Source organism: Variovorax sp. TBS-050B, assembly GCF_029893635.1.
Classification (GTDB): domain Bacteria; phylum Pseudomonadota; class Gammaproteobacteria; order Burkholderiales; family Burkholderiaceae_C; genus Variovorax.
Genome location: NZ_JARXYR010000002.1, coordinates 4021617 through 4039150, shown reverse-complemented (window position 1 = coordinate 4039150; position 17534 = coordinate 4021617). Strand labels below are relative to the sequence as shown.

19 protein-coding genes are annotated in these 17534 nt (G+C 71.4%); 12 read left to right on the top strand and 7 right to left on the bottom strand.

The features are described 5' to 3' along the window. The 3 genes from M2165_RS21655 to M2165_RS21645 are packed head-to-tail and all read left to right on the top strand — an operon-like array spanning window position 1 to window position 1699. Window positions 1–375: a chorismate mutase gene (locus M2165_RS21655; protein ID WP_280816642.1), complete on the top strand. Its 375-nt coding sequence runs from the start codon at window positions 1–3 to the stop codon at window positions 373–375. Continuing rightward, a complete protein-coding gene (locus M2165_RS21650; RefSeq protein ID WP_280816641.1) occupies window positions 372–1343 on the top strand; it encodes a tripartite tricarboxylate transporter substrate binding protein in 972 nt (323 codons plus the stop codon). The genes M2165_RS21655 and M2165_RS21650 overlap by 4 nt, the downstream gene beginning before the upstream one ends. A gap of 35 nt (window positions 1344–1378) precedes the next feature. Beyond that, a complete protein-coding gene (locus M2165_RS21645) occupies window positions 1379–1699 on the top strand; it encodes a non-heme iron oxygenase ferredoxin subunit (RefSeq protein WP_280816640.1) in 321 nt (106 codons plus the stop codon). A 10-nt stretch (window positions 1700–1709) separates the two neighbouring features. Here M2165_RS21645 and M2165_RS21640 read toward each other — a convergent pair whose 3' ends face one another. Continuing rightward, window positions 1710–2795: a DUF72 domain-containing protein gene (locus M2165_RS21640; RefSeq protein WP_280816639.1), complete on the bottom strand. Its 1086-nt coding sequence runs from the start codon at window positions 2793–2795 to the stop codon at window positions 1710–1712. 62 nt (window positions 2796–2857) lie between these two features. On the opposite strand from M2165_RS21640, the gene M2165_RS21635 reads away from it, so the two are divergent. The 8 genes from M2165_RS21635 to M2165_RS21600 all read left to right on the top strand — a co-directional run bounded on the left by M2165_RS21635 (window position 2858) and on the right by M2165_RS21600 (window position 9273). Beyond that, window positions 2858–4351, top strand: a complete 1494-nt coding sequence (locus M2165_RS21635; RefSeq protein ID WP_280816638.1) for an ATP-binding protein — start codon at window positions 2858–2860, stop codon at window positions 4349–4351. Continuing rightward, window positions 4348–4986 (top strand): response regulator, encoded by a 639-nt coding sequence (locus M2165_RS21630; protein WP_280816637.1) that lies wholly within the window; start codon window positions 4348–4350, stop codon window positions 4984–4986. The genes M2165_RS21635 and M2165_RS21630 overlap by 4 nt, the downstream gene beginning before the upstream one ends. Before the next feature lie 137 nt (window positions 4987–5123). Continuing rightward, the gene (locus M2165_RS21625; protein WP_280816636.1) at window positions 5124–5627 is read left to right on the top strand and encodes a heme-binding protein; all 504 of its coding nucleotides are present in this window, start codon (window positions 5124–5126) and stop codon (window positions 5625–5627) included. Next, complete coding sequence (locus M2165_RS21620; RefSeq protein ID WP_280816635.1) at window positions 5627–6316, top strand: ankyrin repeat domain-containing protein; 690 nt, start codon at window positions 5627–5629, stop codon at window positions 6314–6316. The genes M2165_RS21625 and M2165_RS21620 overlap by 1 nt, the downstream gene beginning before the upstream one ends. 52 nt (window positions 6317–6368) lie before the next feature. Next, complete coding sequence (locus M2165_RS21615; RefSeq protein ID WP_280816634.1) at window positions 6369–7013, top strand: FMN-binding negative transcriptional regulator; 645 nt, start codon at window positions 6369–6371, stop codon at window positions 7011–7013. Between the two features lies 1 nt (window position 7014). Then, on the top strand, window positions 7015–7227 hold the full coding sequence (locus tag M2165_RS21610) for a hypothetical protein (RefSeq protein WP_280816633.1): 213 nt from the start codon (window positions 7015–7017) through the stop codon (window positions 7225–7227). Next, window positions 7217–8332 carry a tRNA adenosine(34) deaminase TadA gene (gene tadA / locus M2165_RS21605; protein ID WP_280816632.1) on the top strand — a complete coding sequence of 372 codons (1116 nt, stop codon included), beginning with the start codon at window positions 7217–7219 and terminating at the stop codon, window positions 8330–8332. The genes M2165_RS21610 and tadA overlap by 11 nt, the downstream gene beginning before the upstream one ends. Then, a complete protein-coding gene (locus M2165_RS21600) occupies window positions 8329–9273 on the top strand; it encodes an LD-carboxypeptidase (RefSeq protein ID WP_280816631.1) in 945 nt (314 codons plus the stop codon). The genes tadA and M2165_RS21600 overlap by 4 nt, the downstream gene beginning before the upstream one ends. A gap of 113 nt (window positions 9274–9386) precedes the next feature. Here the strand turns inward: M2165_RS21600 and M2165_RS21595 are convergent, their stop codons facing one another. After that, window positions 9387–9620 carry a hypothetical protein gene (locus M2165_RS21595; RefSeq protein ID WP_280816630.1) on the bottom strand — a complete coding sequence of 78 codons (234 nt, stop codon included), beginning with the start codon at window positions 9618–9620 and terminating at the stop codon, window positions 9387–9389. Between the two features lie 335 nt (window positions 9621–9955). Between M2165_RS21595 and M2165_RS21590 the strand changes: the two genes are divergently transcribed. Further along, window positions 9956–10903, top strand: coding sequence for an adenylate/guanylate cyclase domain-containing protein (locus M2165_RS21590; RefSeq protein WP_280816629.1), 948 nt, complete (start codon window positions 9956–9958; stop codon window positions 10901–10903). Between the two features lie 14 nt (window positions 10904–10917). On the opposite strand, the gene M2165_RS21585 is transcribed toward M2165_RS21590, so the two are convergent. From M2165_RS21585 to M2165_RS21565, 5 genes are all read right to left on the bottom strand, one after another. Next, complete coding sequence (locus M2165_RS21585; RefSeq protein ID WP_280816628.1) at window positions 10918–11292, bottom strand: response regulator; 375 nt, start codon at window positions 11290–11292, stop codon at window positions 10918–10920. 61 nt (window positions 11293–11353) lie between these two features. Continuing rightward, complete coding sequence (locus tag M2165_RS21580; protein WP_280816627.1) at window positions 11354–12574, bottom strand: hybrid sensor histidine kinase/response regulator; 1221 nt, start codon at window positions 12572–12574, stop codon at window positions 11354–11356. Then, window positions 12564–13169, bottom strand: a complete 606-nt coding sequence (locus M2165_RS21575) for a chemotaxis protein CheB (RefSeq protein ID WP_280816626.1) — start codon at window positions 13167–13169, stop codon at window positions 12564–12566. The genes M2165_RS21580 and M2165_RS21575 overlap by 11 nt, the downstream gene beginning before the upstream one ends. Then, complete coding sequence (locus M2165_RS21570; protein ID WP_280816625.1) at window positions 13166–14020, bottom strand: protein-glutamate O-methyltransferase CheR; 855 nt, start codon at window positions 14018–14020, stop codon at window positions 13166–13168. Before M2165_RS21570 ends, M2165_RS21575 begins: the two co-directional genes overlap by 4 nt. After that, a complete protein-coding gene (locus M2165_RS21565; protein WP_280816624.1) occupies window positions 14017–17517 on the bottom strand; it encodes a response regulator in 3501 nt (1166 codons plus the stop codon). Before M2165_RS21565 ends, M2165_RS21570 begins: the two co-directional genes overlap by 4 nt. Between the last annotated feature and the right edge of the window lie 17 nt (window positions 17518–17534).

Below are 17534 nucleotides of genomic sequence, written 5' to 3'. Positions count from 1 at the left end.
ATGCCCGAAGAAAAAAGAGAACCCGAGACACACGGCGCAGCGTTGCGCCGCTTCACCGATCCCGCCTACGTGCCGCTGTGCGCCAACCTCGCCGAGGTGCGCGAGAACATCGACCGCCTCGACCGCCAGATCGTCGCGCTGCTGGCCGAGCGCGGCCGCTACGTGAAGGACGCGGCGCGCTTCAAGCGCGATGCCTTCCAGGTCTCGGCGCCGCAGCGCCAGCAGGAGGTGATCGACAAGGTGAGGGCGCTGGCCGAGAAGGAGGGCGCCTACCCGGAGGTGGTCGAGGCGGCCTACCGCGCGCTCATCGCGGGCTTCATCGCGCGCGAGCAGCAGGACCACCAGGGCATGGTCGACGTGGAGGCGAAGCCATGAGGCGCGTTCGTCTCGCATTGGCCTTCGCCGCATCGGCACTGGCCATCGCGGCCCACGCCCAGGGCGAGTGGCCGCAGCGCCCGGTGCGCATCGTGGTGCCGTTCGCGGCCGGCTCCTCGCCCGACATCCTCGCGCGCATCGTCAACGACAAGCTCGCCGCGCGCATCGGCCAGCCGCTCGTCGTCGACAACAAGCCCGGCGCGGGCGGCAACAGCGGCACCGACCAGGCCAGCAAGTCGGCGCCCGACGGCCAGACCTTCCTGCTCTCGGTCAACGCGCCGCTGGTCTACAACACCATCCTCTACAAGAACCTGCCCTACGACCCGTTCAAGGACCTCGTGCCGGTGTCGCTCGCGGCCACCACGCCCAACGTGTGCGCGGTGTCGAACAGCATGAACGTCGATTCGGTCCGCGGCTGGCTCGCGGCGATGAAGCAGAACCCCGGCAGGTTCAACTTCGCCTCCACCGGCAACGGCTCGATCTCGCACCTGGGCGTGGAGCTCGTCAAGCTCAAGACCCACTCGTTCGCGGTGCACATTCCCTACGCGTCCTCGGGCCAGGCGGTCACCGCGCTGGTGCAGGGCGACGTGCAGTACGCCTGCCTGCCGCCCGTCACCGTGATGCCGCAGGTCCGGGCGGGCCGGCTCAAGGCGCTGGCCGTCACTTCGGCCGAGCGTTCGGCGCTGCTGCCCGAGCTGCCCACGCTGCGCGAATCGGGCCTGCCGGACATCCAGGCCGTGCCGTGGTTCGCCTACATGGCGCCCAGGGGCACGCCCGACGCGATCGTGCAGCGCATGAGCCGCGAGATCGCGGCCGTGCTCCAGGACCCCGAAACGCAGAAGCGGCTGCAGACCGCGTACTTCGACCCCGTGGGCAGCACGCCCGAGGCGCTCGCGAAGTTCATGCAGGAAGAGCGCACGCGCTGGAAGCCCGTGATCGAACGTGCCGGCCTCAAGCCCGACAACTGAAGCGCCCCGCGCCACACCCACGAAAGCAAGAAGACATGAGCACCACCACCTGGGTCGACGCCGCGGCGGTCGGCGACGTTCCCGCCGACGACGTGATCGGCATCGAGGTGCAGGGCCGCGACATCGCGCTCTACGGCACCGAGGACGGCATCCACGCCACCGACAACATCTGCACCCACGGCCACGCGCGGCTGTGCGACGGCTTCCTCGAAGGCCACGAGATCGAATGCCCGCTGCACCAGGGCCGCTTCGACGTGCGCACCGGCAAGGCGATGTGCGCGCCGCTGACCGAGGACCTGCGCAGCTATCCGGTGAAGATCGAGGGCGGGCGGGTGTACCTAGCGCTCGAGGGCTGAAGCCCCGGCCTCAGGGCGCCCGCTGCTTGGCGGCCGCGGCGACGATGTCTTGCGCGAGCGAGGCGATCGTCAGCGGCGCGCAACCCTCGGCGTTGTTGCTGACCGTGACGTAGGCGCGCTGCCCCGCGCCCGTGGTGCCCGCGATCACGCGCGCGAGCGCCTCGCGCGTCTCGGGATCGGAATCGACGATGCGGTCGAACGGGCCGTAGAGCTTCTCGGCGTCCTCGTAGCCGAAGCGGCCGTGGCGGCGGTGCAGGTTCCAGCGGCAGACCAGCGGTCCGGGCCAGAGCGCGCGCAGCATCGGCAGCTGCGCTTCGATCGGCGGCATCTTGGCATGCAGCCCCATGCAGAAGGTGGCGCCGGCATCGCGCAGCATGGTGGCGAAGGCGGGGCAGAGCAGTTGCGGGTCGCGTACCTCGACCGCGATCACCGCCTCGGGCGCCGTCGGCTGCAGCGCGGGCAGCGATGCGAGCATGGCCCCGATGCGCGCCAGCAGCGCGTCCTGGTCGGCCAGCAGCTGTGAAGGGATCGGGCTCAGCTGGAACACCAGCGCGCCGATGCGGTGGCCCAGGCCCTCGAGCGCGGGCTGCACGAATTCCTGGATCGCGATCTCGCTGTTCAGGAACACCGGATTGGGTTCGGTGCCGCGCCCGCTCTCGTCGCGCACCGTCGCATCGGTCACGAGGCTGGGCGCCTTCACGACGAAGCGGAAGTCGTCGGGCACCATGGCCGCATAGCGCGCGTACTGGCTGGCCGTGAGCGCGCGGTAGAAATTGCGGTCCAGGCTCACGGTGCGAAAGAGCGGATGCCGCGCAAGCGCCGCGAGCCCGTGCTTCGACAGCACCGACTCGGCATGCTCGCCCTCCCACACGAGGCCGGCCCAGCCCGGATAGCTCCACGACGAGGTGCCGAGCCGCAGGCCGGGCGGCAGCGCGGCAGCCAGTTCGACGAGTGCGGGATGGGGGGGCACGGGCGCGACCGTGGCGGTGCGCGGCTTCTTCGGCGCGGCGGGCGCTTCGTCCGGCGGGGGCGCGGCGCGCGGCGCCTCGGGCAGAGGCGGGAGGTCGGGGAAAAGAGAGTCCTGCAGTTCCGTCATGTCTGGGCCCGCATTCTGGGCCAAGGCCGGCGCCCGCGTGGCGCGCGGGCCCAATCCGCGCCATGAAACAGTGGTTGCGTGCGCAGGGTGTCTGGTGGCTGGCGTGGCTGGCGCTCACCGGCGCGGGCGCGGTGTGGCTCGCGCGCGCCGAGCTGACGCAGCTGCAGCAGGCCTTCGAGACCGACGTGCGCATCGCGCACCGGCTCATGAGCCAGCAGATGGTGCAGTACGACGCGGTGCTCGCCACGCTCGCGCTGCTCGAGCCCGGCGCCGGCGCCGAGCATCCCGAGCAGCGCCTGCCCTCGGTCTATCCCTCGATCCTGCGCGTGCAGCGGCGCGAGCGCGATGCCTCCTGGCCCGACGGCGCCCAGGCCGGCGCGCTGGCCGCCGCCGAGGCGCGCTCGCGCAGCCAGCGCCGTGCGGAACTGGCCGCGGTCGACCTCGCGCGCGGCCGCTACCAGCTCGTGATCGGTGCCACGCCGTTCAGCTATGCGCTGGAGATCGACCTGGCCGGTTCGGTGCCGTGGCGCGACTGGCCGATGGACCCGAAGCGCAGCCCGGTCGCGTTGCGGCTGCAGCGCGACGGCCAGCAGTTGCAGATCCAGCCCGGGCAGCCGGCCGCGGGCGGCTGGCGCTTCGAGCTCGCCAAGGCGCTGGCCTCGCCGAGCCAGCCGTTCGAACTGGTGGCGGTGCGCGAGGTCGGCTGGCGCGAGCTGCCGTGGCGCCGCATCGTGCTCTGGTCCGCCGCCGTGGCGCTGCTGCTCGCGGGGCTCTGGGCCGCGCAGCGGCAGCGCGTGGCGCGGCGCCGCGCGGAAGAGCTGCTGCGTCTCGGGCAGGTGGCGCGGCTCAATGCGCTGGGCGAACTCTCGGCGGGGCTCGCGCACGAGCTCAACCAGCCGCTCACTGCCGTGCTCGCCAACGCGCAGGCCGCGCGCCGGCTGCTCGACGACGACCCGCCCGACCTCGCCACCGCGCGCGACGCGATGGGGCAGGCGGTCGAGCAGGCGCGCCGGGCCGCGGGCGTGGTCGGCCGGCTGCGCCGCGTGATCGAGCGGCCCGAGGCCGCGGGCGAGGTCCGGCCGCTGGTGCTGCAGGAGCTGGTGCGCAGCGCCATGCACCTGCTCGCACCCGAGTTCGAGAAGCGCGCGGTCGCGGCGCAGTTCGATGCCGCCGCGCAGGCGCCGGTGCGCGTGCAGGCCGACGCGGTGGCGCTCGAGCAGATCGTCCACAACCTGCTGATGAATGCGCTGCAGGCGCTCGAACGGGTGCCGGCGGCCGAGCGGCGGCTCGCGGTCGCGGTCGGACGCAACGGGGAGGAGGGCGTGCTGACCGTCACCGACAACGGCGGAGGCATTTCGCCCGAGGCCCTGCCGCGGCTCTTCGAGCCCTTCTTCAGCACCCGCGAGGGCGGCCTCGGACTCGGACTGAGCCTGAGCGAGACCCTCGCGAGCGGTATGGGCGGCAGCCTCAGCGCGGCCAACGTCGCGCCGCGCGGCGCGCGCTTCACGCTGCTGCTGCCGCTGGTGGCGGCACCGACGCCGGAGCGTGCGGCATGAGCGGCCCCGTGATCCATCCGCCGCAGTCGCCGCTGATCCACCTGATCGACGACGACCGTGCGGTGCGCGAGAGCCTGGCGCTGCTGATCGGCACTGTCGGCCTGCGGGTGCAGGAATGGGCCGATCCGCAGGCCTTCATCGACGGCTTCGACCGCGCCGGGGTGGGCGCCATCGTGCTCGACGTGCGCATGCCCGGCATCAGCGGGCTCACGGTGCTCGACCGGCTGGTGGCGCAGGGCGTGGACCAGCCCGTCATCATGCTGACCGGCCACGGCACGGTCGAGATGTGCCGCCGCGCCTTCAAGGCCGGCGCGGCCGAGTTCCTCGAGAAGCCGGTGGACGACGAGCAGCTGCTCGAGGCGCTGCAGCAGGCGGTGCGCCGGCACGTGCGCTCGCGCGAACGCGCGCAGGCCGACCAGGCGGCGCGCGAGCGCGTGGCGCAGCTGTCGGAGCGCGAGCGCGAGGTGCTGGCCTTCATCGTGGCCGGGCTCACCAACAAGGAGATCGCGCGCCGGCTCGCGCTGTCGCCGCGCACGGTCGAGACGCACCGCGCCAACCTGTTCGCCAAGCTCGAATGCGATTCGCTCGCGCAACTGATCCGGCGCTATGCGGTGCTGGTGGACGCCGAGGGCTGATCGCCCGCCGGCTCCGTAGAACTACGGAGCGCCGCGCGTAGCCGTACGAATGGCCGCGGCGGCCGGCGTTTTCTACACTGGCACAGCCGCCGGCAACCCGCCGGCGCGATCAACCGCATCACTGGAGAACAACGAACATGCGTTCCATCCTTCGCCTCGGCGCCATCGCCGCGCTGCTCGCCGCCACCGCCGTCCAGGCCCAGACGCCCGCCGCCGCCGCGGTGCGCACCGAGAAGAACATCTCGCTCGCGCTCGCCAACCAGATCGCCGCCGAGGCGGTGGCCGCCTGCGCCGCCAACGGCTACAACGTGGCCGCCACCGTGGTCGACCGCGCCGGCACCGTGCGCGCGGTGCAGCGTGCCGACAATGCCGGCCCGCACACCCTGGCCTCGAGCGAACGCAAGGCATGGACCTCGGCCTCGGCCAAGGCGCCCACGCAGGCCATGATGGAAGGTTCGCAGAAGAACCCCGGCGGCGCGAACCTGGTCTACCTGCCGGGCTTCCTGCTGCTCGGCGGCGGCGTGCCGGTGAAGTCGGGCAACGAAGTGATCGGCGCCGTGGGCGTGGGCGGTGCGCCGGGCGGCCACCTCGACGAGCAGTGCGCCAACGCCGCGCTCGAGAAGGTCAAGAGCCTGCTCTGATGACCGACCGGCGCCGCCTCCTGCTGCTCGGCTTGCTGGCGCTCGCGCCGTTCGCGCGCGCCCAGGTGCCGCCGCAGCCCGCCGAGGCCCAGGCCTACCAGGGCCTGCACCGCGCGGCGTGGCTGGGCGATCTCGCGAAGATGAAGGCGCTGATCGCGGCCGGCGCCGACCTCGAGGCACGCGATGCGCACGGCCGCACGCCGCTGCACGTGGCGGCGCATGCGCGGCAGCGCGGCGCGATCGAACTGCTCGCCAAGGCCGGCGCCCGGCTCGACGCGCTCGAGGTCGACCGCTACGACGCCGTCACGATCGCGGCGGTGGCCGACGACGTGCCGACGCTCGCGCTGCTGCTCTCTCTCGGCGCGAGCGCGAGCCAGGTCACGAGCCGCTATGACGGCACCGCGCTGATCGCCGCCGCGCACCTGGGCCACGACGAGGTGGTGCGCCGGCTGATCGCCGCGGGCGCGCCGCTCGACCACGTCAACAACCTGCACTGGACGGCCGCGATCGAGGCCATCGTGCTCGGCGACGGCGGGCCGCGCCACCAGCGCACGCTGGCCGCGCTCGTCGATGCCGGTGCGAACCTCGCGCTCACCGACCGCCAGGGCAACACGCCGCTGCAGCTCGCGAAGGCGCGCGGCTACACGGCGATGGTGCAGTTGCTCGAGGCCAGGCGCGCGAAGCCGTAGCGGACAGGGCCGGCTCGGGGACAATCGGACCTCGCCACGAGGAAACCGCCCCATGTACATGCCCCCGCAGTTCAATGCCAAGGACCCGGCCATCGCGCTGGACCTGATGCGCTCGCATCCCTTCGCGAGCCTGATCTCGAACGACGACGACGGCCTGCCCTTCGTCACGCACCTGCCGCTGGTGGCCGAACGCCGCGCCGACGGCGAGCTGGTGCTGCTGGGGCACTGCGCCAAGCCCAATCCGCACTGGCGCTACCTGCAGGCGCGGCCGCAGGCGGTCGCCACCTTCCTCGGGCCGCACGCCTACCTGTCGCCCTCGGTCTATCCCGACCTCGCGCGCGTGCCGACCTGGAACTACCTTGCGGTGCACTGCACGGTGGAAGCGCGGCTGATCGAGGAGCCCATGGCCAAGGACGCGCTGCTCAAGAAGCTCATCGGCGAGCATGAGCCCGCCTACGCGCAGCAGTGGCGCGACCTCGGCGAAGAGTTCCAGCACAAGATGCTCGCGGGCATCATGGGCTTCGAGCTGCAGGTGCGCGCGCTGCAATGCAAGGTCAAGCTCAACCAGCATCGGCGCGAATCCCATGCCGCGATGCATGCCGTCTACGGCGCCGGCACGAGCGACGAAAAGGCGCTCGCCGCATGGATGGAGCGCCTCGGCCTGATGGCCGATGCACCCGCGGCCGAAGGACGCTGAGATGCGCATGGTCGGACTGCTCGGCCTGGTGCTGGCGCTCGTGGTCGTCGGGCTGCTCGCGAAGAAGCAGCTCGCCCCCGCCGCGCCCGCGCGCGAGGGGGTCGGCGTCGGCGCGGCGGCCGATCCGCGGCTGCAGGCACGGCAGGCCGAACAGCAGGTCAAGGACGCGCTCGACGCCGCGGCGAAGGCGCGCAGGATGCCCGATGACGAGTGACGCCGTGCCACCCGCGCAGCCTGCGGGCGACGCGCACTGGATGGCGCTCGCGCTCGAGCAGGCGCGGCGCGCGGCCGAGGCGGGCGAGGTGCCGGTCGGCGCGGTGCTCGTGAAGGACGGCCAGCTGGTCGCCAGCGGCCGCAACATGCCCGTGGCACGCCACGACCCGAGCGCCCACGCCGAGATCGACGCGCTGCGCGCCGGCGCCGCCGCCCTCGGCAACTACCGGCTCGACGGCTGCGAGCTCTTCGTCACGCTCGAGCCCTGCGCGATGTGCGCCGGCGCCATGCTGCATGCGCGGCTCGCCCGCGTGGTGTTCGGCGCGCCCGATCCCAAGACCGGCGCCGCGGGCTCGGTGCTCGATCTCTTCGCCGAGCCGCGGCTCAACCACCGCACGCAGGTGTCGGGCGGCGTGCTTGCGGATGAATGCGCGGCGCTGCTGCAGGCCTTCTTCCGCGAGCGCCGCGAGGCCGCCCGCGAGCAGGCCGAGCCGCTGCGCGACGATGCGCTGCGCACGCCGGCGGCGCGCTTCGAGGCGCTCGGCGACTATCCCTTCGCGGCGCATTACGTGCAGGACCTGCCGGCGCTGCAGGGCTGGCGCATGCACTACCTCGACGAAGGGCCGGCCGACGCGCCGCTCGCCCTGTGCCTGCACGGCCCCGGCGAATGGAGCTACTTCTTCCGGCATCTCGCGCGCACGCCCGGGCTGCGCATGCTGGCGCCCGACCTGATCGGCTTCGGCAAGAGCGACAAGCCCAAGCGCGACGCCGTGCACCGGCTCGCATGGCACTGCGAGGTGCTGGTCGAATGGCTCGACCGCATCGGCCCCGCGCCCGCGGTGCTGGTGCACAGCGCCGCCGCCGGTGCGCTCGCGGCGCTGCTGCAGGCCGCGCGGCCGGGACGCTTCGCGGCGGTGCTGTGCGCACCCGATGGCGGCGAGCCGGCGGGCGACGCATGGCGTGCGCCGTTCCCGGACCGCGGCTTCCAGGCCGCGCTGCGTGCGCTCGGCCCCGTGGCGCCGTCGAACGTCTCGGGCCCGAGCGCCGCGCAGGCCGCCGCGCTCGCCCGGCAGGTGCACGACGCGATGGGATACTCGGCGGCGTGACCAAACACATCTACATCTATTCCCCTTCGAGCGCGATCCGCGACAAGGCCGCCTTCCGCCGCGGCGTGAAGCGGCTCCAGGCCCTTGGCCACGAGGTCGAGATCGACGAAGCCGCGCTCTCGGTGCACCAGCGCTTCGCGGGCGACGACGCCACGCGGCTCGCCTCGATCGCACGGGCCGCGGCCAGCGGCGCCGACATCGCGCTGATCGCGCGCGGCGGCTACGGCCTCACGCGCATCCTCGACGCCATTCCCTACAAGGCCATCGCCAAGGCGATCGGCCGCGGCACCGAGTTCGTCGGCCTCAGCGACTTCACCGCGCTGCAGAGCGCGCTGCTCGCCAAGACCGGGGCCGTGAGCTGGGCCGGCCCCGCGGTCGGCGAGGACTTCGGCGCCGAGGGCGGTGCCGACGACATCATGGAGGCCTGCTTCGACGATCTCCTGAGCGGGCAGGGCGAAGGCACCGGCTGGCGCATGCCCGCGCGCGATGCCGAGCTGAAGTTCAAGCCCGTGCACGGCGCCACGCTGTGGGGCGGCAACCTCTGCGTGCTCACGAGCCTGCTCGGCACGCCGTACTTTCCGCAGGTGGAGAAGGGCGTGCTCTTCATCGAGGACGTGAACGAGCATCCCTACCGCGTCGAGCGCATGCTCGACCAGCTGCGCATGGCCGGCGTGCTCGCGCGCCAGCGCGCCATTGTCTTCGGCCAGTTCACCGGCATGCGCAAGGTGCCGGGCTACGACCGCGGCTTCGGCTTCGAGAGCGTGGTCGACCGGCTGCGCCACCTCCTCAAGGTCCCTGTGCTCACCGGCCTTCCTTTCGGCCACGTGCCCACCAAGATCCTGCTCCCCGTCGGCGCCCAGGTCGAACTCGCCGCCGACGGCCGCGATGTCTTCATGGTCTGGGGCCATCGCCACGCGCACGACCACCACGACCACGCCTAAGGAGGCCCCTCCAAAACCGGGAAACACCGCGGAACCGGCTTCGCCGGGCCGCTGGTGTTGCCCCCTCGAGGGGGGAGTCGAGCGACACGAAGTGCGCGAGGGACGGGGGTGGGTCAGTAACTGCGTTGATGGGTGCGAGGGCCCATCGAGCCGGGCAATCCGCCCTTGAACATGCTGTTGATGGCTTTCATCTGCCGCCGCGCGGCGGCCTCGCCGTCGATGGCGCTCAGGGCCACCATCACGTCCTGGCGCAGGTACCAGAGCGATTCCACGTCGTTGGCAAAGCGCACGCGCTGCGCCACCCGCTGCACCGAATGTCCGCCGTGGGCCTGCAGCACCGACAGCATGGCCGACCGGATCCGGCCCAGCTGATGCTCTCCCACCCGCGGGGATCCGAGACCGGGAACTCCGAGAAGCCGGAGAAAGCGACGGAAGAACGACATGGAAGGCAGGAAGCGCAAGGGCCGAGAGGACAGACGATTGCTACCTTAAGCCTCACCCATGTAAATCACAAGTCGGCAAACACTGCTTCTTGTTTGTAAACAACAAACTTTACGTTGCATCTGAAGTAAAACTGCAACAGTTAAACCGAAAGTAATCACAACGCCGGGCCGGGAGCGCGATCGCCACACGCCGCGCGACTCATCAGGGGAAAATGGCCGCTCACCCACTCACTCATCCAATGGACGTCCATCCCACCGTCGTTTTCGCAGACCTGACCGACAGCTCACGGATCTTCGAAGCCATGGGCAATGCGCGGGCAACGGAAACGGTGACGCGGCTCATCCAGTGGATCGGCGGCATCTGCCAGGCGCATGGCGGACGGGTCGTGAAGTCGCTCGGCGACGGCGTGTTCGCGATCTTCTCGAACGCCGCGCCGGCCACCCATGCGGTGATCGAGCTGCAGCGCTACCACCAGAAGCGCCTCATGGCCTGGCCCGCGCCGCTGCGCATGGCGCTGCAGATCGGCGTGGCGAGCGGCGAGGTGGTCGAGGTCGAGGGCGACTGCTTCGGCGACGCGGTGAACCTGGCCTCGCGCCTGAGCGACCTGGCCGGGCCGGGACAGATCTGGGCCACCGACGCGGTGATCGCGCAGCTCAGCGAGGCCGGCGTGCGCCACCGCGACCTGGGGCTGATCACCATCCGCGGACGCAGCGAGATGTCGGCGGTGCACCGCATCGACTGGCAGGAGGAACTGACGGCCTTTCTCACGGTGCCGGCCTCGCTCACGCCGATGCGCATGCCCGATTCGTCGTTCGGGCGCATCGAACTGGCCTGGCTCGACGTGCGCTCCACCTTCCGCACGGACCAGCTGCCGATCCACCTCGGTCGCGTGAACGACGCGCAGTTCGTGGTCAGCGATCCGCGCGTGTCGCGGCTGCATGCGCGCATCGAGCTGCGCCACGGCAGCTGCGTGCTGACCGACCTGAGCACCTACGGCACCTGGGTGCGCTTCCACGGCAACGGCGCGCCGAGCCAGGAGATCGCGCTGCGGCGCGAGGAATGCGTGCTGCACGGCCGCGGCGAGATCGGCCTGGGCGCCCCGCTGAGCGACTTCACCGCGCCCACCATCGCCTTCGATACCGCGGGCGCCGAGGTGGAGCTGTCGCGCCGCGAGCCGGCGCGCTGAACCACGCCGCCGGCTCAGCGCGCGGCGGCCAGGATGCTGGTGAGCTGGCCGATGTCGATCGGCTTCTGCAGGTGGTGGTCGAACAGGTTGCGCGCGGCCGCGCCGGGCGCGTCGTCGGCCGAGAAGCCCGAGATCGCCACCAGCAGGCGCGGCCGGTCCTGCGACGGCTCGGCGCGCAGCCGGCGCGCCACCTCGGTGCCTGGGAAGTCGGGCAGCGTGAGGTCGATCAGCGCCGCGTCGAAGCGTTCCGCCGCCGCGGCGTCGAGTGCCTGCTGCGCGGTGTAGGTGCAGCGGGCGGTGTGGTCCTGCAGGGTCAGCAGTTCTCGAAGCAGGTCTGCGGCAGCTTCGTTGTCGTCGACGATCAGCACGTTCACGGAGGCGGTTTCCAATCAGGCGGAAGAAGACCCCGCAGTATCCCGGCCCGCGGCGCCCGCGGCCGTAGGAGGGCGCCTACGGTTGCGCGGTTTCCGCCACGCGGGCGTCGGCATGCAGGGGCAGCACCACGCGGAACAGCGCACCCTCGCCGGGCGTGCTTTCCACCTCGATGCGCCCGCCGTGCAGGCCCACGATGCGGCGCGTGATGTAGAGCCCGAGGCCGAGGCCGGGCGCGTGCTTGCGGCTGTCGTCGGTGCGCTCGAACTGTTCGAAGATGCGCGCCTGGTCCTCGGGCGCGATGCCGATACCCTGGTCGCGCACCGCGATGTGCGCCATGCCCTCGGCCTCGCGCAGCACCATGTGCACGGGCTTGCCGCTGCCGTAGCGCAGTGCGTTGGTCAACAGGTTGGTCAGCACCTGTTCGATGCGGAACTCGTCCCATACGCCGTGCAGCGCGTGCGGCGCCTCCAGCGCGATGGACGAGCCCGCGGCGTCGGCCTGCTGCCGCAGCCCTTCGACCACCGCGCGGGCGAGCGCCGCCAGGTCCACGGGCTTGGGCCGGATCGACAGCGCATCGCGGCGCAGCCGCGTCACGTCGAGCATGTCGTCGATCAGCCGCACCATGTTGCGGATCTGCCGCTGGTCGCGCTCGATCATCGCGGGCAGGCGGTCGGCCGCGAAGGATTCGAGGTTGCCCTTGGCCACGTGCAGCTGGCGCAGCTGGGTCTCGAGGTAGAGCGTGTTGAGCGGCGTGCGCAGCTCGTGCGAGACCATGGACATGAAGTCGTCGCGCATGCGCACCGCATGCTCCAGCTCGCGCTGCGTGTGGCGCAGCCGGCACACCAGCTCTTCCTGCTTCTGGTTGGCGGCCGCGAGCGCGTCGCGCTCGTGCCGCAGCGCCTTGCGGTGGCGATGCAGGTCGACGAACACGCTGACCTTGCTCGCGACCACGTGCGGATCGAGCGGCTTGTGCAGGAAGTCGACCGCGCCGCTTTCGTAGCCCTGGAAGGCGTAGTTGAGCTCGCGGCCCGCGGCGCTCACGAAGATGATCGGGATGTGCCGCGTGCGCTCGGTGCCGCGCATCAGCTCGGCCAGCTCGAAGCCGTTCATGCCGGGCATCTGCACGTCGAGGATGGCGAGCGCGAACTCGTGGTCGAGCAGCAGCGCCAGGGCTTCCTCGGCCGAGGTGGCGCGGTGCACCGCGCGGCCCGGGCCGCGGATCAGCGCTTCGAGCGCGAGCAGGTTCTCGGGCAGGTCATCGACGATCAGCAGCTTGCTTTCGACGTCAATGGGCATGGGCGGACTCCAGTTGCAAGAGCAGCGCGCGCAGTTCGCGCAGGGAAAGCACGTGATCGGGGCGGTGCAGGGCGATGGCCGCTTCGGGCATGGTGGGAACCTGTGCGTCGTGAGGGGCCTGGACGGCGGTGAGCCCGCCGGCCAAGTAGATGCGGTGCAGGCCCTCGGCGCCGTCGTCGTTGGCGCCGGTGAGCAGCACGCCGGCGAGCGCGCTGCCGTAGGCGTCGGCGGCCGAGGCCATCAGCACGTCGATCGAGGGCCGCGAGAAGCGCACCGGCGGCTCGCAGCTCAGCGAGAAGCAGCGGTTGCGCTCGATCGACAGGTGATAGCCGGGCGGCGCGAAATACACGGCGCCCGCGCCCACCGGCATCTTGTCGGCGGCCTCGTGCACCGGCACCTGCAGCCGCTCGGCGAAGATCTCGGCGAGGTGGCTCTCGTGGCCTTCGGGCAGGTGCAGCACGATCACCACCGGCAGGCGCCAGGGCGGCGCGAGGCCGTCGAGCAGCGCCAGCAGCGCCTCGATGCCGCCGGCCGAGGCGCCGAGCACGACGGCTTCGATGCGCCGTTCGGAAAGGAAGGTGGCCTTCGGCGTCATGAGGCCTTGCGGTAGATGCGCTCGGGCCGCGAATGGGCCTCGAAGCGCTCGGCGTAGCTCGAGAAGTCGATGCTCTCCTTGGCGCCCAGGCCCAGGAAGCCGCGGTGGCAGAGCGATTCGTGGAACAGCCCGAGCGCGCGGTCCTGCAGCTCGCGGTTGAAGTAGATCAGCACGTTGCGGCAGGAGACCAGCTGCGTCTCGGCGAACACGCTGTCGGTCGCGAGGCTGTGGTCGGCAAAGATCACGTCGGCGCAAAGCGCCGGGTCGAAGCGGGCGGCGTCGTAGGCGGCCGTGTAGTAGTCCGAGAACGAACCGAGCCCGCCCGCGCGCTGGTAGTTGGCCGTGTAGCCGCGGATCGCGTCGATCGGGAAGATGCCCTGGCGCGCCTTCTCGAGCGAGGCGGGGTTGATGTCGGTGGCATAGATCTGGGTGCGCGCGAGCAGGCCTTCCTCGCGCAGCAGGATCGCGAGCGAGAACACTTCCTCGCCGGTGCTGCAGCCCGCCACCCAGACCTTCACCGAGGGATAGGTGTGCAGGATCGGCACCACGTGCCGCCGGAGCGCGAGGAAGTACGCCGGGTCGCGGAACATCTCGCTGACCGGGATCGTCAGGTACTGCAGCAGCCGGCCGAACAGCATCGGGTCGCGCAGCACCTTCTCCTGCAGCGCCGAGATGCTCGGCAGCCCGAGCTGCGCGAGCGCATGCAGCACGCGGCGCTTCTGCGAGGCCAGCGTGTAGTTGCGGAAGTCGTAGCTGTACTTGAGGTAGATCGCCTCCATCAGCAGCCGCAGCTCGATCTCCGTGTTGCTCAGCACGGCGGGCAGGGGCGGTGGCGTGGCGGCGGGCTTCACAGCCGCTCCATCTTCGGCATCCACACGCGCAGCAGCGAGAACAGGCGCTCCAGGTCCACGGGCTTGGCGAGGTAGTCGCTCGCGCCCGCGGCCAGGCACTGCTCGCGGTCGTCGCGCGTGGCCTTGGCGGTGATCGCGATCACCGGCAGCTTCTCGAAGCGCGGATCGGCACGCAGCCGGCGCGTGGCTTCGAGGCCGTCCATCTCCGGCATCATCACGTCCATCAGCACCAGGTCGATCTCGCGCACCTGCTCGAGCTTGTCGAGCGCCTCGCGGCCGTTGCGGCCGATCTCGACCGCGGCGCCGCGCTGCTCCAGCGCGCTGGTGAGCGCGAAGATGTTGCGCACGTCGTCGTCCACCAGCAGCACGGTGCGGCCCTCGAAGATGCGGTCGCGCCCGCGCGCGGCCTTGAGCATGCCCTGGCGCTCGCTCGACAGCTCGGCCTCCACCTTGTGCAGGAACAGCGTCACCTCGTCGAGCAGGCGCTCGGGCGAACGTGCGCCCTTGATGATGATCGAGCGCGAGTAGCGCTGCAGCTCCGCCTCCTCGTCGCGCGTGAGGTTGCGGCCGGTGTAGACGATCACGGGCGGGAACGAGACGATCTCCTCCGCCGCCATCCGCTTGAGCAGCTCGCTGCCCTGCATGTCCGGCAGGTGCAGGTCGGTGATCATGCAGTCGAACACGCGCTGGCGCAGCAGCGCGAGCGCCTCTTCGCCCGAGCCGACGGCGACGATCTCGATGTCCTCGTCGCCGATGAGCCGGATCACGCTCTCGCGCTGCAGCTCGTCGTCCTCCACCAGCAGCACGGTCTTGACCTTCTGCGTGAGCTTCTCCTCCAGCCGCGCGAACACCTGCATCAGCTCGGCCCGCGTGGCCGGCTTCTGCGCGTAGCCGATCGCGCCCATGTGCAGCGCGGCGGCCTGCGCGTTCTCGGCCGCCGACACCACGTGGATCGGGATGTGCCGGGTCTGGGGCGAATCCTTGAGGCGCTGCAGCAGGTCCAGCCCGGTGCTGTCGGGCAGGCGCATGTCGAGCAGGATGGCATCGGGCACGAACTGCTGTGCCAGCTCGAAGCCGTCGGCCGCGCCGTGCGCCACCAGGCAGCGGTAGCCGAGCTCGTGCGCGAGGTCGTAGAGGATGTGCGCGAACTGCGGCTCGTCCTCGATCACCAGCACGCGGCGCACCTGGTCGGCCGGCAGCGCGCGGTCGTCGGCGAAGAGCGGCGCCGGCACGGGCGCGCGCGGCGCCGGTGCGGCGGGGACCTGCGGGGCAGGGGAGGCCGCACGCGGCGCCGCCGGCCGGATGGGCAGCGCGGGCGCCGCCGGAGCCGGGACGGGTGCGGGCGCCAGGCCCTGCGGCGCCACGGCCGGCAGCTGCAGCGTGAAGGTGCTGCCGCGCCCCAGTTCGCTCTGCACCGAGAGCGTGCCGCCGAGCAGCTGCGTGAGGTCGCGCGAGATCGACAGGCCCAGGCCGGTGCCGCCGTAGCGCCGGCTCGTGGTGCCGTCGGCCTGGTGGAAGGCCTCGAAGATCAGCGCCTGCTGCTCCGGCGCGATGCCGATGCCGGAATCGGAGACGGCGAAGGCCGCACCGCCGTCGGGCGCGGCCGAGACCACCACCGAGACCTCGCCGCCGTCGGTGAACTTGAGTGCGTTCGACAGCAGGTTCTTCAGGATCTGCTCGACGCGGTGCCGGTCGGTGACCAGCGTGGCCGGCACGTCGGGCTGCAGTTCCATGCGGAAGCCCAGGCGCTTGTCGGCGGCCAGCGGCCGGAAGGTGTCGTCGAGGCCCTGCACCAGCCTGTCGAGCGCCACCTCCTCGACCACCACCTCGAGCTTGCCGGCCTCGACCTTGGAGATGTCGAGGATGTCGTTGATCAGCGTCAGCAGGTCGTTGCCCGCGGCGTAGATCGATTCGGCGAACTTCACCTGCTCGGCGCTCAGGTTGCCCTGCGGGTTGTCGCCGAGCAGCTTGGCGAGGATCAGCGCGCTGTTGAGCGGCGTGCGCAGCTCGTGCGACATGTTGGCGAGGAACTCCGACTTGTAGCGGCTCGCCCGCTGCAGCTCGTCGGCGCGGTCCTCGAGGTCGCGCTGCGCGCGGCGCAGCGCGGCATTGCGCTGGTCGAGCGCCTCGGTGCGCTCCGAGAGCTGGCTGTTCGTCTGCTCGAGCTCGGCCTGCTGGTTCTCGAGCATCGCCTGCGAGGCGCGCAGCGCGCGCGACTGCTCCTCGAGCTCCTCGTTCGCGGTGCGCAGTTCCTCCTGCTGCACCTGCAGTTCCTCGTTGAGCTGCTGCGTCTCGGTCAGCGCGTCCTGCAGCTGCTCGCGGTAGCGGGCCGCCGCCAGCGAGGCGCCGATGTCCTCGGTCACCAGGTCGAGCAGGTCGTTGGTCCGCCCATCGGGCGCGCGCGGCAGGCCGAGCTCGACCACGCCGTTGACCAGGCCGTCGCTCACGAGCGGCACCAGCAGCACGGCCGAGGGCGACATCTCGCCCAGGCCGGAGTTCACCTTCAGGTAGTCGGCCTGGATCGGCTCCACCAGCATGCGGCGGCGCTCGGCGGCGGCCTGGCCGACCAGGCTCTGGGTGGGCGAGAACACCTGCGGCGAGGCCTCGGCCTCCATCGAGAAGCCGTAGCTCGCCGCGCGGCGCAGGCTGCCGTGGCGCTCGCGCACGTAGAGCGCGCCCACCGCGCTGCCGAGGTGGCGCGAGAAGAAGGCCAGCACCTTGCGGCCCACGTCGCTGGCGCTCAGTTCGCCGACCAGCTCGCCCACGAGCTCGGTCTGCAGGCTGCGCAGCCAGGCCTGCTGCGCGAGCCGCTCGGCGTGGTTGGCCTGTTCCTGCAGCACCACGTCGTAGCTCTGCGACAGCCGCATCAGCTGCCGGCGGCCGAAGTAGGCCACCAGGCCGGTGAAGACCACCGTGAAGAACAGGAACACGCCGACCACCATCCAGCTGGTGCGGTTCGCCTCCTCGTTGCGCTGGAAGCGCAGGCCCTGCTCGGTGTCCATGAAGGCGGCGAACTCGGCGCGCACGCCGTCGCTGATCTGCTTGCCGCGGCCCTCGCGCACCGCCTGCTGGTAGTCGGCGCCGGCGCGGCGCGCGGCGATCTGCTCCTGCGCGAAGCGGTTCCAGTCCTCCTGCAGCGCCGCGATGCGCTCCACCCGCTCGGCCTGCTGGCGGTTGTCGGACACCAGCTTGCGCAGCGCATCGATGTCGCCCTTGATCCGGGGCAGTGCGCTCTGGTAGGGGTCGAGGAACCGGTCCTCGCCCGTGAGCAGGAAGCCGCGCAGCCCGCTTTCCATGTCGGTGCTGCGGCGCTGCAGCTCGCTCGCGGCCCGGGTGACGCGGTCGCTGTGCTCGACCCAGCGGATGGTGGAGAGCAGGAACACGATCAGCCCCGTGAACACCAGGGCGCCGATCAGGCCGCCGAGCAGCGGGAGCTTGAGGTTCCGGCTGAGCAGGCGGTCGAAGTCGTCCGGGTCGATCGCGGTCGGGGTTTTCATTCGTTGGCTATTTGTAA